Raw genomic sequence first — 21,071 nt, 5'->3', positions numbered from 1 at the left:
ATCATTTTTCCGTTTTATTAAGGGAGTGATATTTTAATGATAAAACCCGATAAATTTGTACCTTATCTATATCTTCTTCCAGCCTTAGTTTTTTTATTGCTTGTTTATATTCCCATTTTCCAGAATATTGGCGATAGTATGTATAATTGGAGTACATTCTCACCAGATAAAGCATTTGTTGGGATGGATAACTACTTTATTTTATTTAAAGATCCCGTATTTTATGAAGCTTTAAAAAATAATATTCTTTATGCTGTCATTTCGATTGTTTTCCAGGTTTTTGGAGGGTTAATTGTTGCAGCTGTTTTAGAAGATAAATTAATCCGTAAATTTTCACCTATATTTCGAACAGTCTATTTTTTACCAGTCGTCGTTTCAATGACAGTCATCGCCTTACTGTTTTCATTTTTTTACAACCCGGAAGTAGGATTGTTAAATCAGTTTCTCAAAATGATTGGATTGAATAATTTAGCACTGCCCTGGTTGGGTGATAGTGAAACGGCAATCTATGCAGTCATTGCTGTCTCACAGTGGCAATCAATAGGTTATATAGCCATGCTATATATCGTATCCATTCAAAAAATTTCACCTGAACTATATGAAGCAGCTGAAATGGATGGAGCGAATAAAATAAAAACGTTTTTTCACATTACGGTTCCAGCAACGAAGGAAATGACATTCGTCGCCGTAATATTAACATTGACAGGTGCCTTTACAGTGTTTAATGAGCCATATATCTTAACTGGAGGGGGACCGGGAACTTCTTCGGAAGTCCTGAGTACCTATTTATATAAAACGGCTTTTTCAAAAGATATGATGGGATATGCTTCTGCCATAGCAACGGTTATCTTAATTATTACCTTACTTATTTCTCTTGTTCAAATGAAAATATTTAAAACGGGAAAGGAGGACTAATAATGGAGATGCCTAAATCAACGATCGGAGTACCGGAATTAGTTGTGGAAAATCTAGAGTATGCAAGGAAAAGAAAAACCTATAATATGAGAATAGCCCTTGTTTATGCAGGTTTGATCGCCTACTTCCTTGTTGTTGCATATCCCTTATTATGGATGGTCATCAGTTCTTTCAAAAGCACAGAGGAAATTTTTAACCATAGTTGGTCACTTCCTCATACATGGTTGTTTGAAAATTATGTTACAGCTTGGAATAGTGGGATTTCTTCCTACTTTTTAAATAGTGTCATGGTTACTGGCATGACTTGTATGCTAACGGTTTTAGTAAGTGCATTAGGTGCATACGGATTATCTCGCTTCGATTTTCGTGGAAAGGCTTTCATTTTGGTCATATGCTTAGGCGGTTTGATGCTATCTCCCCAAGTAAGCCTGATCCCTTTGTATAATATCATTCAGAAGCTTGGGATATATAACACCCATTGGGCGTTAATCTTACCTTATGTAGCTTACAGAATTCCGCTAACCATCTTGTTGATTCGTGCTTACTTCCTGTCCATTCCGAAAGAACTGGAAGAGGCTGCCCGGCTGGATGGGTGCACAAACCTTGGAATCCTTTTTAGGATTTTCATTCCCATGAGTAAACCTATTTTATTAACGACGGTAATTTTAACAGCTTACTATACATGGAATGAATTCATGTTCGCCATCATCTTTATAGACGATGATAGTTTACGTACGATACCTGCCGGTTTAATGCAATTCCGAGATGCATTGCAAACCGATTGGGGAGTGTTGCTTTCTGGATTAACGATTTCAGCGGCACCTATCGTCATTTTATTTTTATTCATGCAGAAGTATTTTATCCGTGGAATTGCTAGTGGAAGTGTAAAATGATAACAGGGGGAACAGGCATGAAGCTAATTGGAATTGGGGATAACGTAGTAGATTTTTATAAAGACCAAGGAAAGATATATCCCGGCGGCAATTCATTAAATGTGGCAGTAATGTGCAATCGTTTAAATGATGAGCAATCTTCATATATTGGCATTGTAGGAAATGATGGGGCGGCAGACCATGTGTTGGAGGTATTGCAAAAGGAAAAGATGGAGATTAGTAGAGTAAGACAAGCAGTAGGAGAGAATGGTATGGCAGTCGTCGCGTTGGATAAGGACGGGGACCGAATTTTCATTGGTTCCAATAGAGGGGGAATTCAATCCAGATTGGGGATTGTACTGAATGACGAGGATTTGGATTATATTCGGGAACACGACCTGCTTCATACAAGTGTTTATAGCCATATAGAGCATAACCTCCCATCATTAAGCCAACTCATGGACCTTTCTTTTGATTTTTCGACAAATCAAGAGGAACCCTATTTACAAAAAGTTTGTCCGTATGTGACATATGCATTTTTTTCAGGAAGTAATTTAAACGCTGCAGAGTGCCATGCACTGATTCAAAAGGTGCATTCGTTCGGCTCAAAAGTGGTATGTGTTACTCGGGGGGAAAAGGGAGCACTCTTATCAATTGAAAATCAATTATATGAACAAGCTATTATCCAAACCAAAGTTGTAGATACATTGGGGGCGGGAGATTCATTTATTGCTGGTTTTCTCTCATCGTATGTCCAAGGGCAAGATGTAAATATAGCTTTACAAAAAGGAGCTTTAGCTGCCTCCCAAACCTGTCAGGATTATGGAGCTTTTGGGTATGGTAAAGAATATATTCCTGACCATATGCTGGTTTAACGATTTATAGATGGAAAAAGGTAACGAGATCCCGGATTAGGAGGGGGATTCGTTACCTTTTTCTTGCGACATGGAACTATCAATCGTAAAGGTCACGCGATTGGCAGGATAATATAAGAAGGAGGAATGGATGGGCTGCTTCTTTGCGTCATATGCCACTTTCTCCACTTTGAAAAGGGGATCTCCCACTTCGCACTCTAAAAATTTTGCTTCATCTGCATTTGCCAATACCATATTTAAAAGTTTCGTGTTATGAACAGGAGTTATATTATATTTATGCTTTATGGTGTCATACATGGAAACGGAGTTATGGACATGTTCATTTAAATTAGGCAGAACCTTTAAGGAATAATGAGAAATTTCCAAGGTGAGAGGTTGATTATCATAGTATAAGATCCGTTGTAATTCAAGAACATCACTTTCAGGAGTAATCTCCAAGGATTTAGAAATATTAGCCGGTGCGGGTATGATTCCAAATGAAAGGATTTTAGTTTGAGGTATCTTCCCTAATTCTGACATATATTCAGCATGACCGTTAACAGCAAATAGTTCCCTTTTTACCTTAGGATATTGGACAAATGTTCCCTTTCCTTGTTGGCGTATTAGAAGACCCTCTTCCACCAAGTCCAAAACCGCTTTTCTAACAGTAATCCGACTTACCCCATATATGTCACATAATTCTGTTTCGGTTGGTAATCTTTCGCCAGGAGAGTATATCCCTTTGTTTATATCTTCGATAATCGATTGTTTCAATTGCATGTATAATGGAGTAGAACTATGAGTGTTGAGTTTCATATTTTCCCCTTTCTCTTATTTTTTTCTTTTATTATAACGTAATGTGATGTTATAGTACAAATCATCAATTCGACTAAATGCATAGCCAATATATATATATGGTTAAAGATATCGGCAATCAACGATCCGAGATAACAATGTCGGAATCGTTGTTGTGGGAAAATATGCATTTTTGCACAGCTAACATAAAAAGAGTATATATTAGTGCAGCTCCCAACTTTTAGCTAAAGCTGGTGGCAGCATCATAAAATAGCCATAATACGACATCAAATTCCAACATATTTCTACTTCTCCATTTTGTATAATGAGATAGAAAATTATTTTAAGGGAGTGATTGTTGTCATATGAAAAACAGGAAAGTTATTTCAACTCTGGGAGTTGCCGTTTTATCGGCGAGTATTGCGGCACCAGCATTTGCAGCTAATGAAACATCCCCGGGAACACCCATTCAACAAACTTATTCGGTTTCAGGTTTTACAGATCATGCTGAACTAGGGAAAAAGCTAGAACAAATTGCGAGTGATAGCCAAGGTAAAGTAAAAGTGGATGTAGCTGGTTATTCCAATAGACATAGAGAAATCTATAAAGCAACCGTGGGAACTGGCGACAAAGTCGTTTTCATTCAAAGTGAGATCCATGGAAATGAGAAAACTGGTACGGATGCCATCTTGAATATCTTGAAGTTTTTGGGGACCAACTCACCTGAAGCGGAAAAAATCCGTAAAGAAATTACCCTTGTCGCTTTGCCTAAAATGAATCCCGATGCCGCTGAATTGAACCGTCGGGGAAATGATATGACCTGGGCAGAGGTCGTCGACCAGTTTCCGCAGTTAGCAGGAGCGAATCCATCTTGGAACTATTATACATACAAAAATGAATCATTCGATTATGAGTCCAAACCTGGTTTCGATGTCAATCGTGACTTTAATCCTGATTTAAATTATATTCCCCAAGCTAAAGACTTCCCTGGAAAATCATCCACCCCTGGTTGGTTCATAACACCTGAATCACAAACAACACGTGATGTTTACAAGTCTCTACTGAAGCAATACGGAAAGGTGGAGATTTTTGTGGACTTGCATCACCAAGCTCCCTATTATGAAGTTGATGGAACGGATGATTTAGTCTCCTACTCGATTTCCGCTCAATTTGTTCCTGATCCAAGCTCGCCTTCAGGACAAGATTATGCCAAATATGCAAAAAACTATAATTATGATTTTTCCAGACAATTGAATGTGGCGGTATATAATGCCATGAAAGAACAAGGTAATTCTCCATATGGGAATATATCCTTATATCCGCAAAACCAAAACCTTCCTGGAACGGCTTTAGGAGCCTTTGCTTTAAACGGAAGTGGGACAGTACTCTTTGAAGTTAGAGGTCAAACACAGTCTTTTGGCCAAAAGAAAAAAGGCATGCTTATTAAAGCAGTTGAAAGAGGGTTATATGGAATAATTGATGGAGTTACTGATGGCTCTGTATATAAAATCAATCCGGAACAATACGAGTCAATTCCACTGACGGAGGGCAGGCAATAATAAAAATTGAGGAAATGATAGCTCTATCAACTTCCAGCCTATATTGAAGTAACCAGACGGAACTCTAGGCAAAAGTGTTCTATCTAAAAGGTAAGACAAAGTTGATTGGAGCGGGTGTTCGAGACTCCTGCTTAGAAAAGCGCGTCTAGGGGAGTCCCGCAGGTGAAAGCCGAGAAGGCTCCCCGACCGCCCGCGGAAAGCGAGTGCCCTACGTTCCAATCAACGTCCAAATTGTACAAGCCATAAAAATAGACAAACTCGATTTTCTTCATCGGGAACAAAAATGTTTTTTGAATATCGCCTTTGTAGAAGTAATTCTTTTCAAGTTATTCTTGTGCAAGAGAAAACTATTTGGAAACATAGTCATTTTTCACTATTAACATAAAGTAGTAAAAATGTCAGAATATTATTAATGGTCATTTTTCTGATTATTATATTTAATAAGGAGGGTTTTTATTGAATGTTAAAAAGAAAGTTCTAGCAGTTTCATTAACTAGTTTAATGACGTTAAGTGCAGTAACAGCTGTTGCGTTACCAGTCGGAGCGGTTGGAAATGGCCCCAGTGCTGGAAATGGACAAGTGACAACTTCAAATCTTCATACATATGAAAGCCTGGTGAGCTATCTTGAAACGCAGGATGCTAAACAAGAAAGGCTGGCACTGGAAGTAATCGGGGAAACGGTAAAAGGAAGGGACATTTACCTAGCGAAGTACATGTCAAATCCTAAGAATCCAACTATACTATTTTTAACGCAACAGCATGGAAATGAACAACTGACTACTGAGGGTGCTCTCGAATTCATTAAACATCTAGGCACGAATAAGACTAAAGGTTTATTGGAAAATGTTAATATACTGATCATTCCCATGTTAAATGCAGATGGAGCCATGGGAGATGTTAATTTCCCTCTTGATGACTACTTAGCAAAAGGTGATCGGCATTTAACACGGGCAAATGCAAATGGGATCGACTTAAACCGTGAGCATGATAAAAAAACTGATTCCATGCAAGTAGAAGTAAAGGCTTTACACGAAAAAGTATTTGCGAAATACGATATAGATTACATGATAGATTTACATCATCAAGGGACGCTAAGCGAAACAGATGGTGAACTTGTTTCAGGTTCGATTCTTTATCCTACAAACGCGAACGTAAAGCCTGAAGTGTTAGAAGCGTCAAAAAAACTGGGTGCTGTCGTATATAACTCCATTGAACCAACTGGTTGGGGGCATATTGGTAGGTATGATGGCGGTTCTGGAGAAAATATAGGCCGTAATGGTGCAGCCGTCCGTTATGACATTGCCACACTGCTCTTTGAGATGCGAGGTATGTCGGACCACAATGTCGAGTCTGTAGCGCTTGGACAAAAAAGTAATGGCTATCTAATTAAGCAAACAGTAACCACTTTGGATGCAGCTGTAAGAGCTCTTGCCGATGATTCAATTGAAACTGTCGATGCAAGCTTTTGGGACACCCTGCCAACACAATACAATCGGCCTGGGGCAGAATCAGACGAATAAAAGGATGGCACATCCCATTTTCAAAGGGATGTGTTTTTTATTTTTTCCACACCGATAGAAGCTCGAAGTTGTTTTATGGAATGATTTATAGTCGAAGTAGCAGGACAAGGGTAAAGATTACATAGAAAAAAAGGCATCTGCTTTCACTGATAGCAGATGCCTTTTTGAACGATTACAGTTTGGACCTGAAATGTCCCCTTCATTAATTGTTAGTGTGGTACTCCTATAAACTTTTTGCGGCTGGATTCTCCTTTTCTTGTTCTTCTTTTAGTTGTAAGGCTACTAGACTGGCAAAGTCATGAATGATGGTGGCTGCCAATAGTGATGTAATTTGTGTTGGATCATACGGCGGGAGGACTTCCACCAGGTCGAACCCAATAAAGTTGAATCCTTGCAGAGAGCGTATCATCTCAAGGGTTTCAAAGCTATTTAGACCGCCGACCTCCAATGTGCCAGTTCCAGGGGCGCAGGATGGATCGACAAAATCAATATCAAATGTCAAGAAACATGGTGTATCCCCAATGGTTTTCTTGACTTCCTTCACGACATCTTCGATTCCTCTCTTCTTCAGCTCGGGCGTAGTTATCACATTGTACCCTAGTTCTGTACTGGAATCTAAATCTCCTGGATGATTGAGCGTACCTCTGATGCCAATCTGGAAAACTTTATCCGTTTGGAGCAAACCTTCCTCATATGCACGGATAAACGGGGAACCATGCCAGTATTTTTCTTCGTAATAAGTATCCCAGGTATCTGTATGTGAATCAAAATGAAGAAGTGCAACAGGACCGTGGATTTTTGCGGCTGCTCTTAGATTAGCCAATGTTACTGAATGATCTCCTCCGATGCCTATTGGAATGATGCCGTTTTTCATCAAGTCTGACATAGCCTTTTCAATTAACTCATAGCTTCGATGTATATTATGGGGAATCACCGAAACATCCCCGATATCAATTGCATTACATTCGTCAAACGGAAATACCTTGTGAATGGGATGATAAGGAAACAACGTCATGGATGCTTGGCGGACTGCCTGTGGAGCAAACCGTGCTCCTACCCTGAATGAAGCAGCTGTATCAAAAGGCATACCTACCACTGCCAATTTGGCATTTTCTCTTGAAGAAGGTAAGCGCATAAATGATCCGGTGGTACAAAACTCTGGTTTAACATCAGGTGATAAAGGATATTTCATTTTTCTATTCCTCCATTTTCTTATAACTATAGTAGTTTTGAAACTCATTAAATGAATTCCTATAGATGATTAATCATGCAATTATCATGCCAAGTCACTGTGATCGATTTAATGAGGGTTTTTACAAGATAACATGGGCTTTGTGTATGCAAAGGCGAATAAGTTATGGGAAATTGAATCGTCAATGAAGAGATGCTGGAAGACTTCATATCTGTGAATCAATCAATTGCGGGTAAGAATACAGGAATTAAGGCGTTTTTCGTTTGTCGAAATAAACCGAAATCATGTGGCACAGAAATTGCATAAAGGTATACAGGTAAAACTTTTAAAAAAGAGGGAGGCATGGGGATTATTCTAGTTAAGAAATTGAACTCACTAGTTTGAAAGCGGTTTCAAGGAGGAATGATAGGTGGAAAATGAGGTTACATTGAAAAGATCACTGAAATTATGGCAAATCGTTATGATGGGGTTAGCATATATGACCCCCATGGTTGTATTTGATACATTCGGCATTGTATCTGGGATTACGGGCGGCCATGTGCCGACTGCTTATATCGTTGCATTGGTGGGGATGCTTTTTACAGCTGCCAGCTATGGAAAACTTGTAAAGGTTTTTCCTGCTGCAGGTTCTGCCTACACTTATACGCAAAAGGCGATAAACCCGCATTTAGGATTCCTGGTAGGATGGTCCTCGTTGTTAGACTATTTGTTTTTACCTATGGTCAATGCATTGTTGACCAAAATTTATCTGACAGCATTATTTCCAGGAGTTCCTACATGGATTTGGGTAGTATTATTCGTAGCAATCGTCACCATTCTCAATCTCAGGAGCGTCAATGTACTTGCTAACTTTAATGCGCTTTTTGTTTTAATTCAGATTGCCATCATGGCAGTGTTCATCATTCTTGTTGTCAAAGGTTTGAATGATGGGGAAGGTACAGGAGAAGTGTTTACATTAATGCCTTTCGTAAATGAAGGGATGGACTTCTCGGCCATAATAACCGGGGCTACGATCCTTTGTTTTTCCTTTTTGGGATTCGATGCGGTAACGACCCTATCTGAGGAAACGCCGGATCCGAAAAAAACGATTCCAAAAGCGATATTTTTAACTGCGCTATGGGGTGGAATCATCTTCATTACCGCATCTTTTTTTATTCAGCTCTTTTTTCCGGATATATCCCGTTTTAAGGAACCGGATGCTGCATTACCGGAAATCGCCCTTTATGTAGGCGGGAAGCTATTTCAATCCATTTTTCTTTGTACGACTTTCGTCAATACGCTAGCCTCGGGACTAGCATCGCATGCCAGCGTTTCCCGTCTTTTGTATGTTATGGGCCGTGATAAAGTGTTTCCGGAAAAATGGTTTGGATTCATTCATCCTAAGTGGAAGACACCAGCGATTAATGTACTCATAGTTGGAGTCATTTCAATGTCGGCTTTATTCTTTGATTTAGTGACAGCAACGTCACTGATCAACTTTGGTGCACTAATGGCGTTTACTTTTGTAAATCTTTCAGTGATCAGCCATTTTATCATTCGGGAAAAGGAGCACCGAACGGTAAAGGGGTGTATTAAATACTTAATTATGCCTTTAATTGGAGCTATAGCAATTGGCATTCTATGGATCAACCTTGAGGCAAGTTCCCTGATAATGGGGACAAGTTGGTTCATTATTGGTTTTTGTTATCTATTATATATCACAAAGGCATTCAGGAAGGCACCGCCCCAATACCAAGTTGAAGAAATTCAGCTATAAGACTTTGCAAGGAAAAACGCATCCGATAAGGATGCTTCAGTTTATAGACTTCAAAAGGTTTAGGAATGGTTTCATTCCTAAACCTTTTTGATTTGGATAAAGAATAGATGACCGCGACCATTTCTGGCCCTTGCCTGTCCAGTTGGATATCTTCTTTATATTCATGTAAGAGTCGCCTGCACCGACAATATTTTACGTCCGCTTGTTGTCCAAAGCATGCCATGGCTTTTCTTTTGCATCAGCGAATATTTCCATAAGTAGTAGAGAAGTGAGGTCCTTTATCTGACATAACCTAAGAACCAGCATAGGCCACGTTCGTATTTACCTCTTCAATAGTTATGCATCAATCGAATAAATAGAGTAGATTGAATGAATGTCAGTTTAACCAAAATGACTGGGTCAATACTTGGGAGTACTAACTCTGAATACATATCTTTCACCAAGTCATAAATGAAAGAGATATCAATGGCGGCCTCAATTATACGAACCAAATGTTCGATTGCTCCAAATGACAACATTTAAAGTCGATTTCGCTTAATAGAATCATGTTTAGAAAGTATCCTTTTGACTTCAAGTTTTAATATTTCTTTTTTTAAAACAAATAAGACTGTAGGCAAAAGGGTTCTATTTAAAAGATAAACAAAGTTGATTGGAACGGAAGGTGCGAGCCTCCTGCGGGAAAAGCGTGTCGAGGGAAACCCCGCAGGAGCAAAGGCGCCGAGGGCGGGCCGCCCGCGGAAAGCAAGTGCCTGGAGGCTACGTTAGAATTTATTATTATCGGGGTTTGACTACAGCTGGACGCATTCTAATAAGGATGCGTTTTTATATGTTTTTAATCATCCCTTTTTACATATGCAAATCTGAATTGCTTATGAATTAATACATATGTCCTGATGATTGTATGTGTGATATGGATGAGGGCAAATGGCGGTATGGTGCTATTCATACAATATCCTCAAAGCTGGCATGAAAGTTGCTTAATAAGTAATAAGAATAAAAGAGAGGTGCTAAAATGACAGAGAAAATTAAGGTTATTGAAAAACGTCAATTGGATAATCCATTGCAAGAATTCCAGGATATCTTAAAAGAAGCGATTCATGTTTTGGACTATCCAGAGCAGGTTTTTGATTTTCTGAAAGCGCCAATGCGTTTTCTGGAAGTCTGTATTCCTATTCAAATGGATAATGGCGAGACAAGGATGTTTCAAGGGTATCGTGCTCAACATAATGATGCAGCCGGCCCAACGAAAGGGGGAATCCGGTTTCACCCGGATGTCACTCCTGAAGAAGTTAAGGCATTGGCCGGATGGATGAGCTTGAAATGCGGAATAACCGATCTTCCATACGGAGGGGCAAAAGGCGGCATTGTGTGTGATCCCAGACAGATGAGTTCATCTGAGCTTGAACGATTAAGCAGAGGGTATGTCAGGGCAGTAAGTCAAATAGTGGGCCCTACAAAAGATATCCCGGCACCAGATATGTATACGAATTCACAAATCATGGCCTGGATGCTGGATGAATATGATCACATCAGGGAATTCGATTCACCTGGCTTCATTACAGGAAAGCCTCTGAGATTAGGAGGATCGAAGGGCAGGGAAAAAGCCACTTCCAAGGGCGTATTATATACACTTCAAATGATTTGTGATTTAAAGGGGATTCCCATTGAAGGCATGCGGGTAATCATCCAGGGATTCGGGAATGTTGGCAGTCATTTAGCATTGTATTTACATGAAATGGGGGCTAAGGTTGTCGGAATAGCGGATGAACTTGGAGGTTTATATGATCCGAATGGATTGGACATTCCTTACCTTTTGGATAACAGGGACTCTTTTGGGGTCGTTTCGAACTTATACAAAGATTCATTATCCAATCAAGAATTATTGGAAAAAGAGTGTGATGTGCTGATCCCCGCAGCCATTAGCGGAGTGGTGAATAAGGATAATGCAAAACGACTAAAATGTGAAATCCTGATTGAAGCAGCAAATGGGCCGACGACAAAGGAAGCGATCAAGATTCTCGATGATAAAGGTATAGTGCTAGTCCCGGATATTTTGGCGAATTCAGGTGGGGTGATAGTCTCGTATTTTGAATGGTGCCAGAACAACCAAGGTTATTACTGGACGGAAGAGCTTGTAGATGAACGATTGAAGGAAAAGATAACGGCCAGCTTTTTGAATGTCTACCATACTTCACAAAAATATTCCGTGAACATGAAAGTGGCTGCTTATATTGAAGGGATTCGCAAAATAGCGGAAGCATCCCAGCTTCGGGGGTGGATCAGGTTCTGAACGAATTATGGTTTACAAGAAAGGAGGCTATCCGTTGAATTTTGATATTCTTTCCGAAAATAAAGAAAACCAGGCTATTCATCATTATTGCTTATTGTCACAAGATTATAGATATGATGTAACCATTGTATATTCGGCCCAGTTTTTCGGTAAAGCAATGGTGACTTCCATGCAAAGCGGAAGAATGATCCTGCTTTGTGCCAATGATATTAATTTGGATCAGTACTGGGCTCCGACTCTCGGCATTGAACAAGAAGATATATCGGAGTTCCAAAACTTTCTTAGGTTAGTTTTACAAACCCCATTTCATTTTGAAGAATACTGAAGGAAGGAATGATGTAAATGTACGTTGATGTGATTCTTAGCCCTTGTGATGGCAGGGTTGAAAAAATTTCAATATCCAAAAATTCCAGATTTTACGAATGGGAACAATTATTTCAGATTAAGAAGGCAGATGGAAGTGTGGAAATCATTGATATTGGTGTCAGCGGGAAAATTGAAACTTTGGAGGTATTGGAGGGCGAACCTGTGGTGGCCGGCGAGGTCCTCGCCTATTTTAAAGAAGATTTATTTGTGACCGGCAGCGATTAATATAAAGCGAAAAGAAGATGAAATGATTCATCTTCTTTTTCGGCTTATTCGATAATCCTTCACTGATCTCTTATTTTCATGGTCCCCTATACCCCAATTTTGCAGAAACCCGAGTGCCAGTTTCCATCACATTCTTAATGAGGAAATCCAGTCTATCATCTGTCAGATTAAAGCTGACAAAGCCAATGCTCACCGCACCGTGAACTTCCCCAAAATGGTTCAATATCGGCACGGCAACAGAACATGTACCCTCTGTTCTTTCACTGTGACTGATTCCATGTCCCTTCTTTTTAGTCTCTTGCAATATATCCCAAAAAGCTGCTCTTTCTTGAGTTGGCAGAAGAGCATCTACGATTTTTTTCGTTTGATTATATGGCATATAGGCGAGCATCGCTTTATTGGCAGCCCCGATATGCATAGGTACACGTGAGCCAAGCTGGTCATAAACCCGGATTTGGCTTTTTTCACTGTCGATTCTTTCGATAACGAGTGATTCCATCCCGATTGGTTGGCTTAGATAGACGCTTTCCTCCACTTTGTTCATCAGCCTTTCGAGTTCAGGCCTTATTTGACTGATGTAATCCATTTTGTCATACATGCGTAAACCATATTCGAGCCAAATATTCCCCAAACCATATTGTTTGGATTGTCCGTCCTGTTGAATTAATCCATGCAAGGACATTGCCTTTAACAAACGATGCATGGAGCTGACAGGAAGATCACATTCTTGGGAAAGTTCCGTAATTGACAGCCAGTTTTCCGAAGAATTGGATACCAGCACCTTTATAACGTTCATGGCGCGGTCAATTGATTGCATATACAAACCACCTATCTTTCCATACAAGTTAAATAAAAAGTTAATTTATTTGAAAATTTAAAACATATTGACATTATACCAAAACTAAATTTATAATAAAAGAAAAATTCCTATTAGCGGAAACGTTTTCCACTATGCGGAAAAGGAGGGGGAGGCAGTGACATTTTGTTCGTCCATGTACAAACCATTGGAACGTGTCATTGTAAAACATCCGAAAGAAGCTTTTATTAGTCAAGAGCATTTAAGCCAAACATGGGAGAACTTCAACTTTTTGGAAGAGCCAGATTTCAACGAAGCGCTAACGGAGTATGGTGACTTTATATCCATTTTGGAGAAATATGTCCCAAACATCGATTATTTGCCAGCATCTTCGGTAGTTGGCATTGACTCCTTATATGCGCATGACCCAGTCAAATTCACTAGCCAAGGAGCCATTATTTTAAAGTCGGGGAAAGAATCGAGGCAGCCTGAAGCGACTGTATACAAGGAATACTGTAAGGAAAAGAACATCCCGATCATTGGGTATTTAACGGGTGATGCGGTCGCGGATGGCGGTGATATCGTTTGGCTTGATCATAAGACCTTGGTTGTCGGGCATGGTTATCGTACAAACGCTGAAGCCATTCGGCAATTAAAGGAAATGACCGCACATCTTGTGGATGAATTCATCGTAGTTCAGCTTCCGCATGATCAAGGAGAGGCAGAGTGTCTCCATCTCATGTCTTTCATCAGCATGGTCGACCATGATTTAGCGGTAGTCCATTCCCGCCTTATGCCTGTCTTTTTCAGAAAACTGCTTATTGAACGAGGCATTCAGCTTATCGAAGTGCCGATTGATGAGTACTTGAACTTGGGTTGTAATGTGCTTGCCATTGCTCCGCGGGTTTGCGTGATACCTTCTGGTAACGCTTACACGAAGCAAAAGCTTATTGATGCGGGAGCGACAGTTTATGAGTACAAAGGAACTGAAATCAGTTTCAAGGGCACTGGAGGTCCTACCTGTTTAACCTGCCCGGTGGTGCGTACAAATATTGATGAAGGGGGATTGAAATGAGTCAATTACTATGGGGTACTCCTGAAACGCTCCGTGCTTTGTTGTGTGAACTTGTTAGCTGGGAAAGTCGTACTCTTACACCAGGGGAGCGAACGTTCCCTTATAAGGTGCAAGAGAAATTAAGGGAGCTTGATTATTTTAAAAGGAACCCGGCACACTTATCGCTTCACGAGGCAGATTTAGGAAGGAATTTTGTCAATGCCTTTTATAAACATCCCGATAGCAGGGAGACCGTAGTATTAATTAGTCATTTTGATACGGTTCATACTGAAGAATACGGTGACCTTGAGACTCTTGCATTTCAACCAGAGGAGCTCACGAAAAAACTTCATGATAGGAAAGATGATCTGCCGGAAGAAGCGCGCATTGATCTGGAATCAGGAAAGTACTTGTTTGGTAGAGGAACGATGGATATGAAAATGGGGCTTGCCCTTCATATGGCTATCATCGAAAAGGCAAGCATCGAACAATGGCCGATCAATCTCCTGCTGTTAACGGTACCAGATGAGGAAGTGAATTCTGCGGGAATGAGGGCTGCAGTTAAAGAACTTGTGGCTTTACGTGATAAATATGACCTTTCCTATAAAATGTTTTTTAATAGTGAACCGTCCTTTTCACAGAAACCGGGTGATAATAATCATTATATTTATTCCGGAACTTTGGGGAAAATCATGCCCGCTGCCCTTTTTTATGGGAAAGAAACTCATGTAGGCGAGCCATTAAAGGGCATAACCGCTAACTATATAGCCTCATTTCTCACGCAGCTCATGGAGTGGAACACTCTTTTTCTGGAAAGTGACCTTGGTGAGGAAACACCTTTACCAGTATCGCTTCAGCAAAAAGATCTAAAACTACAATATTCAACACAGACACCTTATCGGGCAGCCGCGCTTTATAATGTGTTCATCATGAAAAGAACAGCTGCAGAAATAATGGATTTATTCGAGCAGGTTGCGAACGAAGCAGCGATGAAATGCAATGAATCTTATAAAGAACTTTGTCTGCGTGAACAAATTGAAGGTGTAGGCGAAGTACAAGTATTGCGCTACGAAAAGTTACTTTCATATGCCGAGGGCAAATTTGGCGAGAGTTTTGTTGAGCAAATAAAGAGTGAAGTTAAAGGAAACAAGGATTTGGATGAACGAGAAAAATCAGTGCGGATCGCTGAAAAATTGATGATACAATGTCAGGAGCTTTCACCCGCCATTGTATTGCTGTTCGCACCGCCATATTATCCAGCCGTCAATTCGTCCGATGATCCGCTTATCATCGAATCTGTGAAATTAATGAAGGAAACGGCCAGAAAGTTTGATGAAGAAGTCAGACAAATTCATTATTTTAATGGCCTTTGCGATTTAAGCTATGTTCAATATACTGATGACTCTGACGGCTGGACGGCTTTTGAAAAAAATACACCAGTCTGGGGCGATACTTACAGCATTCCTTTTGCCGATATGCAAAAACTTCAGGCACCCGTACTTAATGTGGGGCCATTCGGCAAGGATGCCCATCAGCGTACTGAGCGCCTTCACATCGATAGCGCCTTTGTCCATACGCCTGTTTTGCTTGAGAAGTTAATAATGAGTATGTTTAAGTGTTTGGTTGAGAAGTGATGGTCCGACAGGGAAACTGGATTAATAGTATTAAACTTTAACTGGGGGTTTTAATATGAATGACCTGCCTAATGGTCCAATCACTTCCGAGCCGCTTAATCAGAATAATAAGCCACATAACCAACTAACGGAGTTACCGGAAAAAGGGATAAATCCTTTTGTATTAATGTTTATCGTAATTGTGATAGTGACGGTTCTAACCTATATCTTACCCGCAGGCCAATATGAAAGAATTGAAAAGGACGGCCGAAGTGTAGTCGATCCCACTTCTTTTGAATTCGTAGAATCAACACCTGTGGGATTATTGGAAATGTTCAGCAGCATTCACGCAGGGATGATTGAAGGAGCGTCAATTATCTTGTTCGTCTTTTTGTTTGGAGGAGCTCTGGGAATCATGCAGGCAACAGGGGCACTGGATTCTTTCATTAAGTTTGTGGCTGTCCGATTCGGAACAAAAGAAAAATTGCTTATACCGTTGATGGTATTAATCTTCGCATCATTAGGGACACTGATCGGCTCTGCTGAAGATGCTTTAGTTTATATCGCCATCATTGTTCCGATGACGATCGCATTAGGCTTTGATGCACTTACTGGTTTTGCGATCGTCATCCTTGGAACATTGGCGACTGGATTCATTTCGGGCATTACGAACCCATTTAATGTTGGAGTTGCCCAAAGCATTGCAGAATTGCCCATGTATTCGGGAATGGGATTGCGGATCGCTCTTCTTGCAGTGTTTTATGTCGTTACAGTATTGTACATCTATTTCCATGCAATGAAGGTAAAAAGAAACCCTGAACTGGGGGAGTATGGGAAATTCAGGCGTGAAGAACATGGACAACTTGATAAAAACTTTAGGATGAGCAAAAGACATAGCGCTGCTTTAATTATTTAATTGGTGAATTTCATCCTATTAGTCTATGGAGTTATTAAATTAGGTTGGTATATAAGTGAAATTGGCGGCTTGTTTTTATTAAGCGGGATCATAATGGGCCTAATCGGAGGCTTGACTCCATCCAAGATGGCTAATGGTTTTATTTCAGGAGCGGGCGATATGGTTTCCGGGGCATTGATAATAGGTGTTGCTCAGACAATCTTGGTCATCATTACAAGTGGCGGCTTGCTTGATACCATTTTATATTATGCTGCAGGATTGGTTGAGCAGCTTCCTCCCGCCATAAATGCAATCGGAATGTTCATTGTTCAATTATTCCTTAACTTCATTGTTCCATCAGGAAGCGGACAAGCTGCATTGACGATGCCGATCATGGCTCCATTAGCGGATTTAATGGGTGTGACAAGACAAACGGCAGTTTTAGCTTTCCAATTAGGGGATGGGATTTCGAATATGATATTTCCGACTTCTGGAGTGCTATTGGCTGGACTGGCAGTGGCAGGCATATCATTCACGAAATGGGTAAAATGGGTATTTCCCTTTCTTTTGATTCAGGTTGCCGTAGCGATTATCTTTTTGATTATTGCTCAAAGCATACAGTATGGCCCTTTTTAAAGATCTGAAAAATCTGAATATTGGCTCTAAGTGATCAGGGAGGCATTTATGATGAAGACAATACAGGAGACAGTTGTGGATGAAGTGATTTCATGGAGACGTCATTTTCATGAAAATCCGGAGCTCTCGTATCAGGAGCACCAGACTTCCGAATTCATCTATAGGAAATTAAAAACCTTTACAGGATTAGAAGTGACAAGACCTACGGAAACGAGTGTATTAGCGGTTCTCAAAGGCGCAAAAAAATCACCCCGAAAATCGAATACGATTTCCTTTCGTGCAGATATTGATGCACTCCCGATTGAAGAGGAAGCAGATATTGAATATAAATCAAAAAATCCAGGGGTTATGCATGCATGCGGACATGATGCACATGCTGCGATGTTATTAGGTGCTGCAAAAGTCCTCTCCGGGAAAAAAGACGAGATTAATGGAGAAATCAGGTTTATTTTCCAACACGCCGAAGAGGTTCTGCCAGGAGGAGCTCAGGAATTGGTGAAAAAAGGGGTCATGGAAGGAGTGGATTATGCATTTGCATTGCATGTTACTCCATATGAACGAACAGGAACCATATGTTTAAGGGAAGGGGTATTCTGTGCAGCAGCCGATGATTTTGAAATTAAAATCATTGGGCAGGGGGGTCATGCGTCGACTCCGGAATTAACGGTAGATCCGCTTATCATTGGTGCAGAAATAACGACGAATATTCAACATATCGTTTCCAGAAAAATTTCAGCTCTTAGGACACCTGTCATTTCAGTCACCCAGTTCCATTCCGGAAGTGCGCTCAATGTCATACCTGAATATGCAGAAATCGGCGGTACCATTCGATCCTTGGACTCTGATAGCCGAGTGAAAGCAAGGGAGTATCTAGAGCAAATCGTTAAGGGTATTTCAGAAACGCATGGGGCAAAATGTGAAGTCACTTGGTATTTAGGGTATCCAGCGGTGGTGAATGATAAAGCTGCCGTTGATATTTCAAGAACGGTCATGGAAGGTATTTTTGAGGAAAATAATATCATCCAGGTTGATGATCCCATGTTTGGGACAGAAGATTTTTCGGCTTTTTCCGAAATCGTTCCCTCTTCCATGCAATTTCTAGGCGTCCATGATAATGAGTTTGGAAAAGCTTATCCTTTGCACCATCCTAAATTTAAAGTCGATGAGAAGGCTTTAGGGTATGGAGTAAGATATTTTGTAGGAATAGCGGATAACTTATGCGGTCATCAAAATAATTGAGAAAGCATGGGCTAAGAAGGGACACCCCTTATAGTTAAGAAAGGCTTTCGGTTGTCTCTTCTCTCTACCATGCCTATATATCTATAATTTCCGCTTCTGGAATAAACGAAACTTCATTTAAAGTACGGCAGGAGCATAAAGGTATTCCACATTATAAAAAGATAAACTACCTATTTAGGAGGAATATATATGTTTAATCACGCGATTGTAAGAAAGATTGGAAAAAGTTTTGTAAATGGCTTAACAACATCGGATTTAGGAAACCCGAATTATGAAAAAGCGCTTGTACAACACGAGGCCTATGTAGAAGCATTAAAACAATGCGGTGTGAAAGTGACCGTTCTCGAATCGGATGAGAGGTACCCTGATTCCACGTTTGTGGAAGATACCGCGGTGTTGACGTCAAAATGTGCCCTTGTAACCAATCCTGGAGCAGAAAGCCGGAATGGTGAGATTAATGAAATGAAAGAAGTTTTAAAGGACTTTTATGACACAATCGAATATATTCAATCTCCAGGTATGTTAGATGGCGGGGATGTAATGCAAGTAGAGGATCACTTCTATGTTGGCCTTTCAACCAGAACGAATGAAGCAGGTGCTCTGCAGTTCAAAGATATCATGGGTAAGTATGGTTATGGCACGACCATCATTCCCCTTAAGAAATTCTTTCATTTAAAAACGGGTGTCAATTATCTGGGAGACAATAATTTATTAGTGGCAGGGGAATTCATTAATCACGAGGCTTTTTCCAGCTTTAATCAAATCATCGTAAAAGAGGAAGAAGAATATTCCGGTAACTGCGTCAGAATGAACGACTGCGTTATTGTCCCGAAAGGGTTTGAGGGTACAAAGAAAAAAATTGAAGAATTGGGATACACAGTGATTGAAGTGGAAATGACTGAATTTCAAAAACAAGATGGCGGCCTTAGTTGTCTCTCATTGAGGTTCTAAGATGGTTTGGGAGAAGGCATAGGCTAATAGATAAGATAAGGACGTGATTATATGGGGTATGGACTGGAGAATAATGATCAGCTGCAACGCTCAATGAAAAGACGCCATTTATTTATGCTTTCACTTGGCGGCGTAATTGGTACAGGCCTTTTTTTAAATGCTGGCTATACAATTAACCAAGCGGGGGCAGGAGGAGCCCTGATCGGTTATCTAGCAGGCGGTCTTATTTTGTATATGGTCATGGTCTGCCTTGGCGAGCTAGCCGTTCATATGCCGGTTACAGGATCATTCCAAAAATATGCTGCCGAATATATTGGGCCTTCCGCTGGTTTCTCTCTAGGATGGATGTATTTCGTAGGCTCAGCCGCAACTGCAGGAGTTGAATTTACGGCAGCAGGAATATTGATGAAACAGTGGTTCCCCGATAGTCCTACCTGGATTTGGTGTGCGGTGTTCATAGTGCTTTTATTTACATTGAATGCATTGACGACAAGAGGTTTTGCAGAGGCGGAATATTGGTTTGCTGGAATAAAAATCGTTGCAGTGATTTTGTTTATCTTGATTGGAATCGCTGGTATCTTTGGTTTTGTCTCTTTATCTGATCGTCCAACCCCATTCTTCGAGAATTTGGCACCTTCTGGTCTATTTCCAGCTGGCGGCATTACAATTATCTTTGTGACAATGATGAATGTAATATTTTCTTATCAAGGCTCAGAACTTATAGGAATAGCGGCAGGTGAAAGTGAAAAACCTGAAGAAAACATTCCTAAAGCCATTCGAAACGTACTATTTAGAATCATTGTTTTTTACATTTCATCCATTATCATCCTTTCCGCCATATTCCCTTCTTCGGAATTAGGTTTATTGGAAAGTCCTTTTGTAACTTTGATGAAGATAGCGGGGATTCCTTATGCAGCAGGTATCATGAATTTCATTATATTAACAGCCATTCTTTCAGTGGGGAATTCATGTCTTTATGCATCTACAAGGTTGCTTTGGTCGATGGCCCATGATGGGATGGCACCAAAAGTGTTTGGTCTATTGTCCAAAAGGAAAGTGCCCTTGAATGCCCTTCTTTTTACGATATGCTTTTCGCTTCTCTCGTTATTGACTAGCTTCATTGCGGCGGATACTGTGTTCGTTATACTAATGTCCATAGCCGGTATCTCCGTCACGATTTCATGGATGGGAATTGCTTTATCGCAATATATGTTTAGAAAGAAATTTATTAAAGCGGGTGGCAAAACGGAAGACTTACAATACATAGTACCGTTTTACCCATTCGTCCCGTTGTTTTGTTTAGGCTTTTGTTCGCTGATTCTAGTATTCCTTGCCTTTGACCCTACTCAAAGAGTTGGACTATTTTATGGAATAGGATTTTTGGTAGCCTGTATATTATTCTATAAATTTAAATTGGCTAAGAAAGCAGAGTCGAACACGAACTTAGAAAATGAAAAAATATTGTAATAGAGTCCCTATATTGATTGCCCGTTCGTATAAAAGGTTAGCCAGTTATTAAACTGTACCCTATGTAAAGGACAT

At 40.2% G+C, this 21,071-nt stretch carries 17 protein-coding genes and 2 pseudogenes; 15 read left to right on the top strand and 4 right to left on the bottom strand.

The window, feature by feature from the left end:
• Positions 1-36 precede the first annotated feature (36 nt).
• From MHB45_RS13155 to MHB45_RS13145, 3 genes are all read left to right on the top strand, one after another.
• Positions 37-915, top strand: a complete 879-nt coding sequence (locus tag MHB45_RS13155) for a carbohydrate ABC transporter permease (protein WP_048680259.1) — start codon at positions 37-39, stop codon at positions 913-915.
• An 86-nt stretch (positions 916-1,001) separates the two neighbouring features.
• Positions 1,002-1,808, top strand: a complete 807-nt coding sequence (locus tag MHB45_RS13150; protein WP_226990416.1) for a carbohydrate ABC transporter permease — start codon at positions 1,002-1,004, stop codon at positions 1,806-1,808.
• 17 nt (positions 1,809-1,825) lie between these two features.
• Positions 1,826-2,662 (top strand): PfkB family carbohydrate kinase, encoded by an 837-nt coding sequence (locus MHB45_RS13145; protein WP_048680265.1) that lies wholly within the window; start codon positions 1,826-1,828, stop codon positions 2,660-2,662.
• A gap of 36 nt (positions 2,663-2,698) precedes the next feature.
• Here the strand turns inward: MHB45_RS13145 and MHB45_RS13140 are convergent, their stop codons facing one another.
• Positions 2,699-3,457: a GntR family transcriptional regulator gene (locus MHB45_RS13140; RefSeq protein ID WP_048680268.1), complete on the bottom strand. Its 759-nt coding sequence runs from the start codon at positions 3,455-3,457 to the stop codon at positions 2,699-2,701.
• 344 nt (positions 3,458-3,801) lie between these two features.
• Here MHB45_RS13140 and MHB45_RS13135 point away from each other — a divergent pair, with 344 nt between their 5' ends.
• A complete protein-coding gene (locus tag MHB45_RS13135; protein WP_048680271.1) occupies positions 3,802-4,995 on the top strand; it encodes a M14 family zinc carboxypeptidase in 1,194 nt (397 codons plus the stop codon).
• 456 nt (positions 4,996-5,451) lie between these two features.
• On the top strand, positions 5,452-6,516 hold the full coding sequence (locus MHB45_RS13130; RefSeq protein ID WP_048687569.1) for a M14 family zinc carboxypeptidase: 1,065 nt from the start codon (positions 5,452-5,454) through the stop codon (positions 6,514-6,516).
• A 223-nt stretch (positions 6,517-6,739) separates the two neighbouring features.
• On the opposite strand, the gene speB is transcribed toward MHB45_RS13130, so the two are convergent.
• The gene (gene speB / locus MHB45_RS13125) at positions 6,740-7,708 is read right to left on the bottom strand and encodes an agmatinase (RefSeq protein ID WP_048687570.1); all 969 of its coding nucleotides are present in this window, start codon (positions 7,706-7,708) and stop codon (positions 6,740-6,742) included.
• 409 nt (positions 7,709-8,117) lie between these two features.
• Between speB and MHB45_RS13120 the strand changes: the two genes are divergently transcribed.
• A complete protein-coding gene (locus MHB45_RS13120) occupies positions 8,118-9,464 on the top strand; it encodes an APC family permease (RefSeq protein ID WP_048687571.1) in 1,347 nt (448 codons plus the stop codon).
• 287 nt (positions 9,465-9,751) lie between these two features.
• Here the strand turns inward: MHB45_RS13120 and MHB45_RS13115 are convergent.
• A pseudogene (locus MHB45_RS13115) lies at positions 9,752-9,961 on the bottom strand (transposase); the annotation flags it as partial.
• Between the two features lie 515 nt (positions 9,962-10,476).
• Here MHB45_RS13115 and MHB45_RS13110 point away from each other — a divergent pair.
• From MHB45_RS13110 to MHB45_RS13100, 3 genes are read left to right on the top strand one after another with little or no spacing between them, the layout of a single operon-like run.
• Entirely contained in the window at positions 10,477-11,754 is a 1,278-nt protein-coding gene (locus MHB45_RS13110) for a Glu/Leu/Phe/Val family dehydrogenase (protein ID WP_048687572.1), read from the top strand.
• Positions 11,755-11,788: 34 nt separating this feature from the next.
• Entirely contained in the window at positions 11,789-12,079 is a 291-nt protein-coding gene (locus MHB45_RS13105; protein WP_034307765.1) for an SAV0927 family protein, read from the top strand.
• A gap of 17 nt (positions 12,080-12,096) precedes the next feature.
• Entirely contained in the window at positions 12,097-12,345 is a 249-nt protein-coding gene (locus MHB45_RS13100) for a hypothetical protein (protein ID WP_048687574.1), read from the top strand.
• Positions 12,346-12,421: 76 nt separating this feature from the next.
• On the opposite strand, the gene MHB45_RS13095 is transcribed toward MHB45_RS13100, so the two are convergent.
• The gene (locus MHB45_RS13095) at positions 12,422-13,162 is read right to left on the bottom strand and encodes an IclR family transcriptional regulator (protein ID WP_048687575.1); all 741 of its coding nucleotides are present in this window, start codon (positions 13,160-13,162) and stop codon (positions 12,422-12,424) included.
• Positions 13,163-13,337: 175 nt separating this feature from the next.
• Between MHB45_RS13095 and MHB45_RS13090 the strand changes: the two genes are divergently transcribed.
• The 6 genes and pseudogenes from MHB45_RS13090 (at position 13,338) to MHB45_RS13065 (ending at position 20,996) form a co-directional block, all read left to right on the top strand.
• Entirely contained in the window at positions 13,338-14,216 is an 879-nt protein-coding gene (locus tag MHB45_RS13090; RefSeq protein ID WP_340908157.1) for a dimethylarginine dimethylaminohydrolase family protein, read from the top strand.
• Positions 14,213-15,829 (top strand): M20/M25/M40 family metallo-hydrolase, encoded by a 1,617-nt coding sequence (locus MHB45_RS13085; RefSeq protein ID WP_340907914.1) that lies wholly within the window; start codon positions 14,213-14,215, stop codon positions 15,827-15,829. The genes MHB45_RS13090 and MHB45_RS13085 overlap by 4 nt, the downstream gene beginning before the upstream one ends.
• Positions 15,830-15,995: 166 nt before the next feature.
• A pseudogene (locus MHB45_RS13080) lies at positions 15,996-17,339 on the top strand (YfcC family protein).
• Positions 17,340-17,390: 51 nt separating this feature from the next.
• A complete protein-coding gene (locus MHB45_RS13075) occupies positions 17,391-18,578 on the top strand; it encodes an amidohydrolase (protein ID WP_336864376.1) in 1,188 nt (395 codons plus the stop codon).
• A 189-nt stretch (positions 18,579-18,767) separates the two neighbouring features.
• Positions 18,768-19,529: a dimethylarginine dimethylaminohydrolase family protein gene (locus tag MHB45_RS13070; RefSeq protein ID WP_057277875.1), complete on the top strand. Its 762-nt coding sequence runs from the start codon at positions 18,768-18,770 to the stop codon at positions 19,527-19,529.
• Between the two features lie 51 nt (positions 19,530-19,580).
• Entirely contained in the window at positions 19,581-20,996 is a 1,416-nt protein-coding gene (locus tag MHB45_RS13065) for an amino acid permease (RefSeq protein ID WP_048687580.1), read from the top strand.
• The last annotated feature ends 75 nt before the right edge of the window (positions 20,997-21,071 follow it).

It is taken from the genome of Peribacillus sp. FSL K6-5616, assembly GCF_038008245.1.
Lineage (GTDB): Bacteria > Bacillota > Bacilli > Bacillales > DSM-1321 > Peribacillus > Peribacillus frigoritolerans.
Note: the sequence above shows the minus strand (reverse complement) of the source record. Positions and strands in the feature narration are given on the sequence as shown.

Excerpts from the sequence above, each read along its gene's own strand:
- MHB45_RS13155 (WP_048680259.1), top strand. The coding sequence starts at position 37 with ATGATAAAACCCGATAAATTTGTACCTTATCTATATCTTCTTCCAGCC.
- MHB45_RS13150 (WP_226990416.1), top strand. The coding sequence starts at position 1,002 with ATGAGAATAGCCCTTGTTTATGCAGGTTTGATCGCCTACTTCCTTGTT.
- MHB45_RS13145 (WP_048680265.1), top strand. The coding sequence starts at position 1,826 with ATGAAGCTAATTGGAATTGGGGATAACGTAGTAGATTTTTATAAAGAC.
- MHB45_RS13140 (WP_048680268.1), bottom strand. The coding sequence starts at position 3,457 with ATGAAACTCAACACTCATAGTTCTACTCCATTATACATGCAATTGAAA.
- MHB45_RS13135 (WP_048680271.1), top strand. The coding sequence starts at position 3,802 with ATGAAAAACAGGAAAGTTATTTCAACTCTGGGAGTTGCCGTTTTATCG.
- speB (WP_048687570.1), bottom strand. The coding sequence starts at position 7,708 with ATGAAATATCCTTTATCACCTGATGTTAAACCAGAGTTTTGTACCACC.
- MHB45_RS13110 (WP_048687572.1), top strand. The coding sequence starts at position 10,477 with ATGACAGAGAAAATTAAGGTTATTGAAAAACGTCAATTGGATAATCCA.
- MHB45_RS13100 (WP_048687574.1), top strand. The coding sequence starts at position 12,097 with ATGTACGTTGATGTGATTCTTAGCCCTTGTGATGGCAGGGTTGAAAAA.
- MHB45_RS13095 (WP_048687575.1), bottom strand. The coding sequence starts at position 13,162 with ATGCAATCAATTGACCGCGCCATGAACGTTATAAAGGTGCTGGTATCC.
- MHB45_RS13090 (WP_340908157.1), top strand. The coding sequence starts at position 13,338 with ATGTACAAACCATTGGAACGTGTCATTGTAAAACATCCGAAAGAAGCT.
- MHB45_RS13085 (WP_340907914.1), top strand. The coding sequence starts at position 14,213 with ATGAGTCAATTACTATGGGGTACTCCTGAAACGCTCCGTGCTTTGTTG.
- MHB45_RS13075 (WP_336864376.1), top strand. The coding sequence starts at position 17,391 with ATGAAGACAATACAGGAGACAGTTGTGGATGAAGTGATTTCATGGAGA.
- MHB45_RS13070 (WP_057277875.1), top strand. The coding sequence starts at position 18,768 with ATGTTTAATCACGCGATTGTAAGAAAGATTGGAAAAAGTTTTGTAAAT.
- MHB45_RS13065 (WP_048687580.1), top strand. The coding sequence starts at position 19,581 with ATGGGGTATGGACTGGAGAATAATGATCAGCTGCAACGCTCAATGAAA.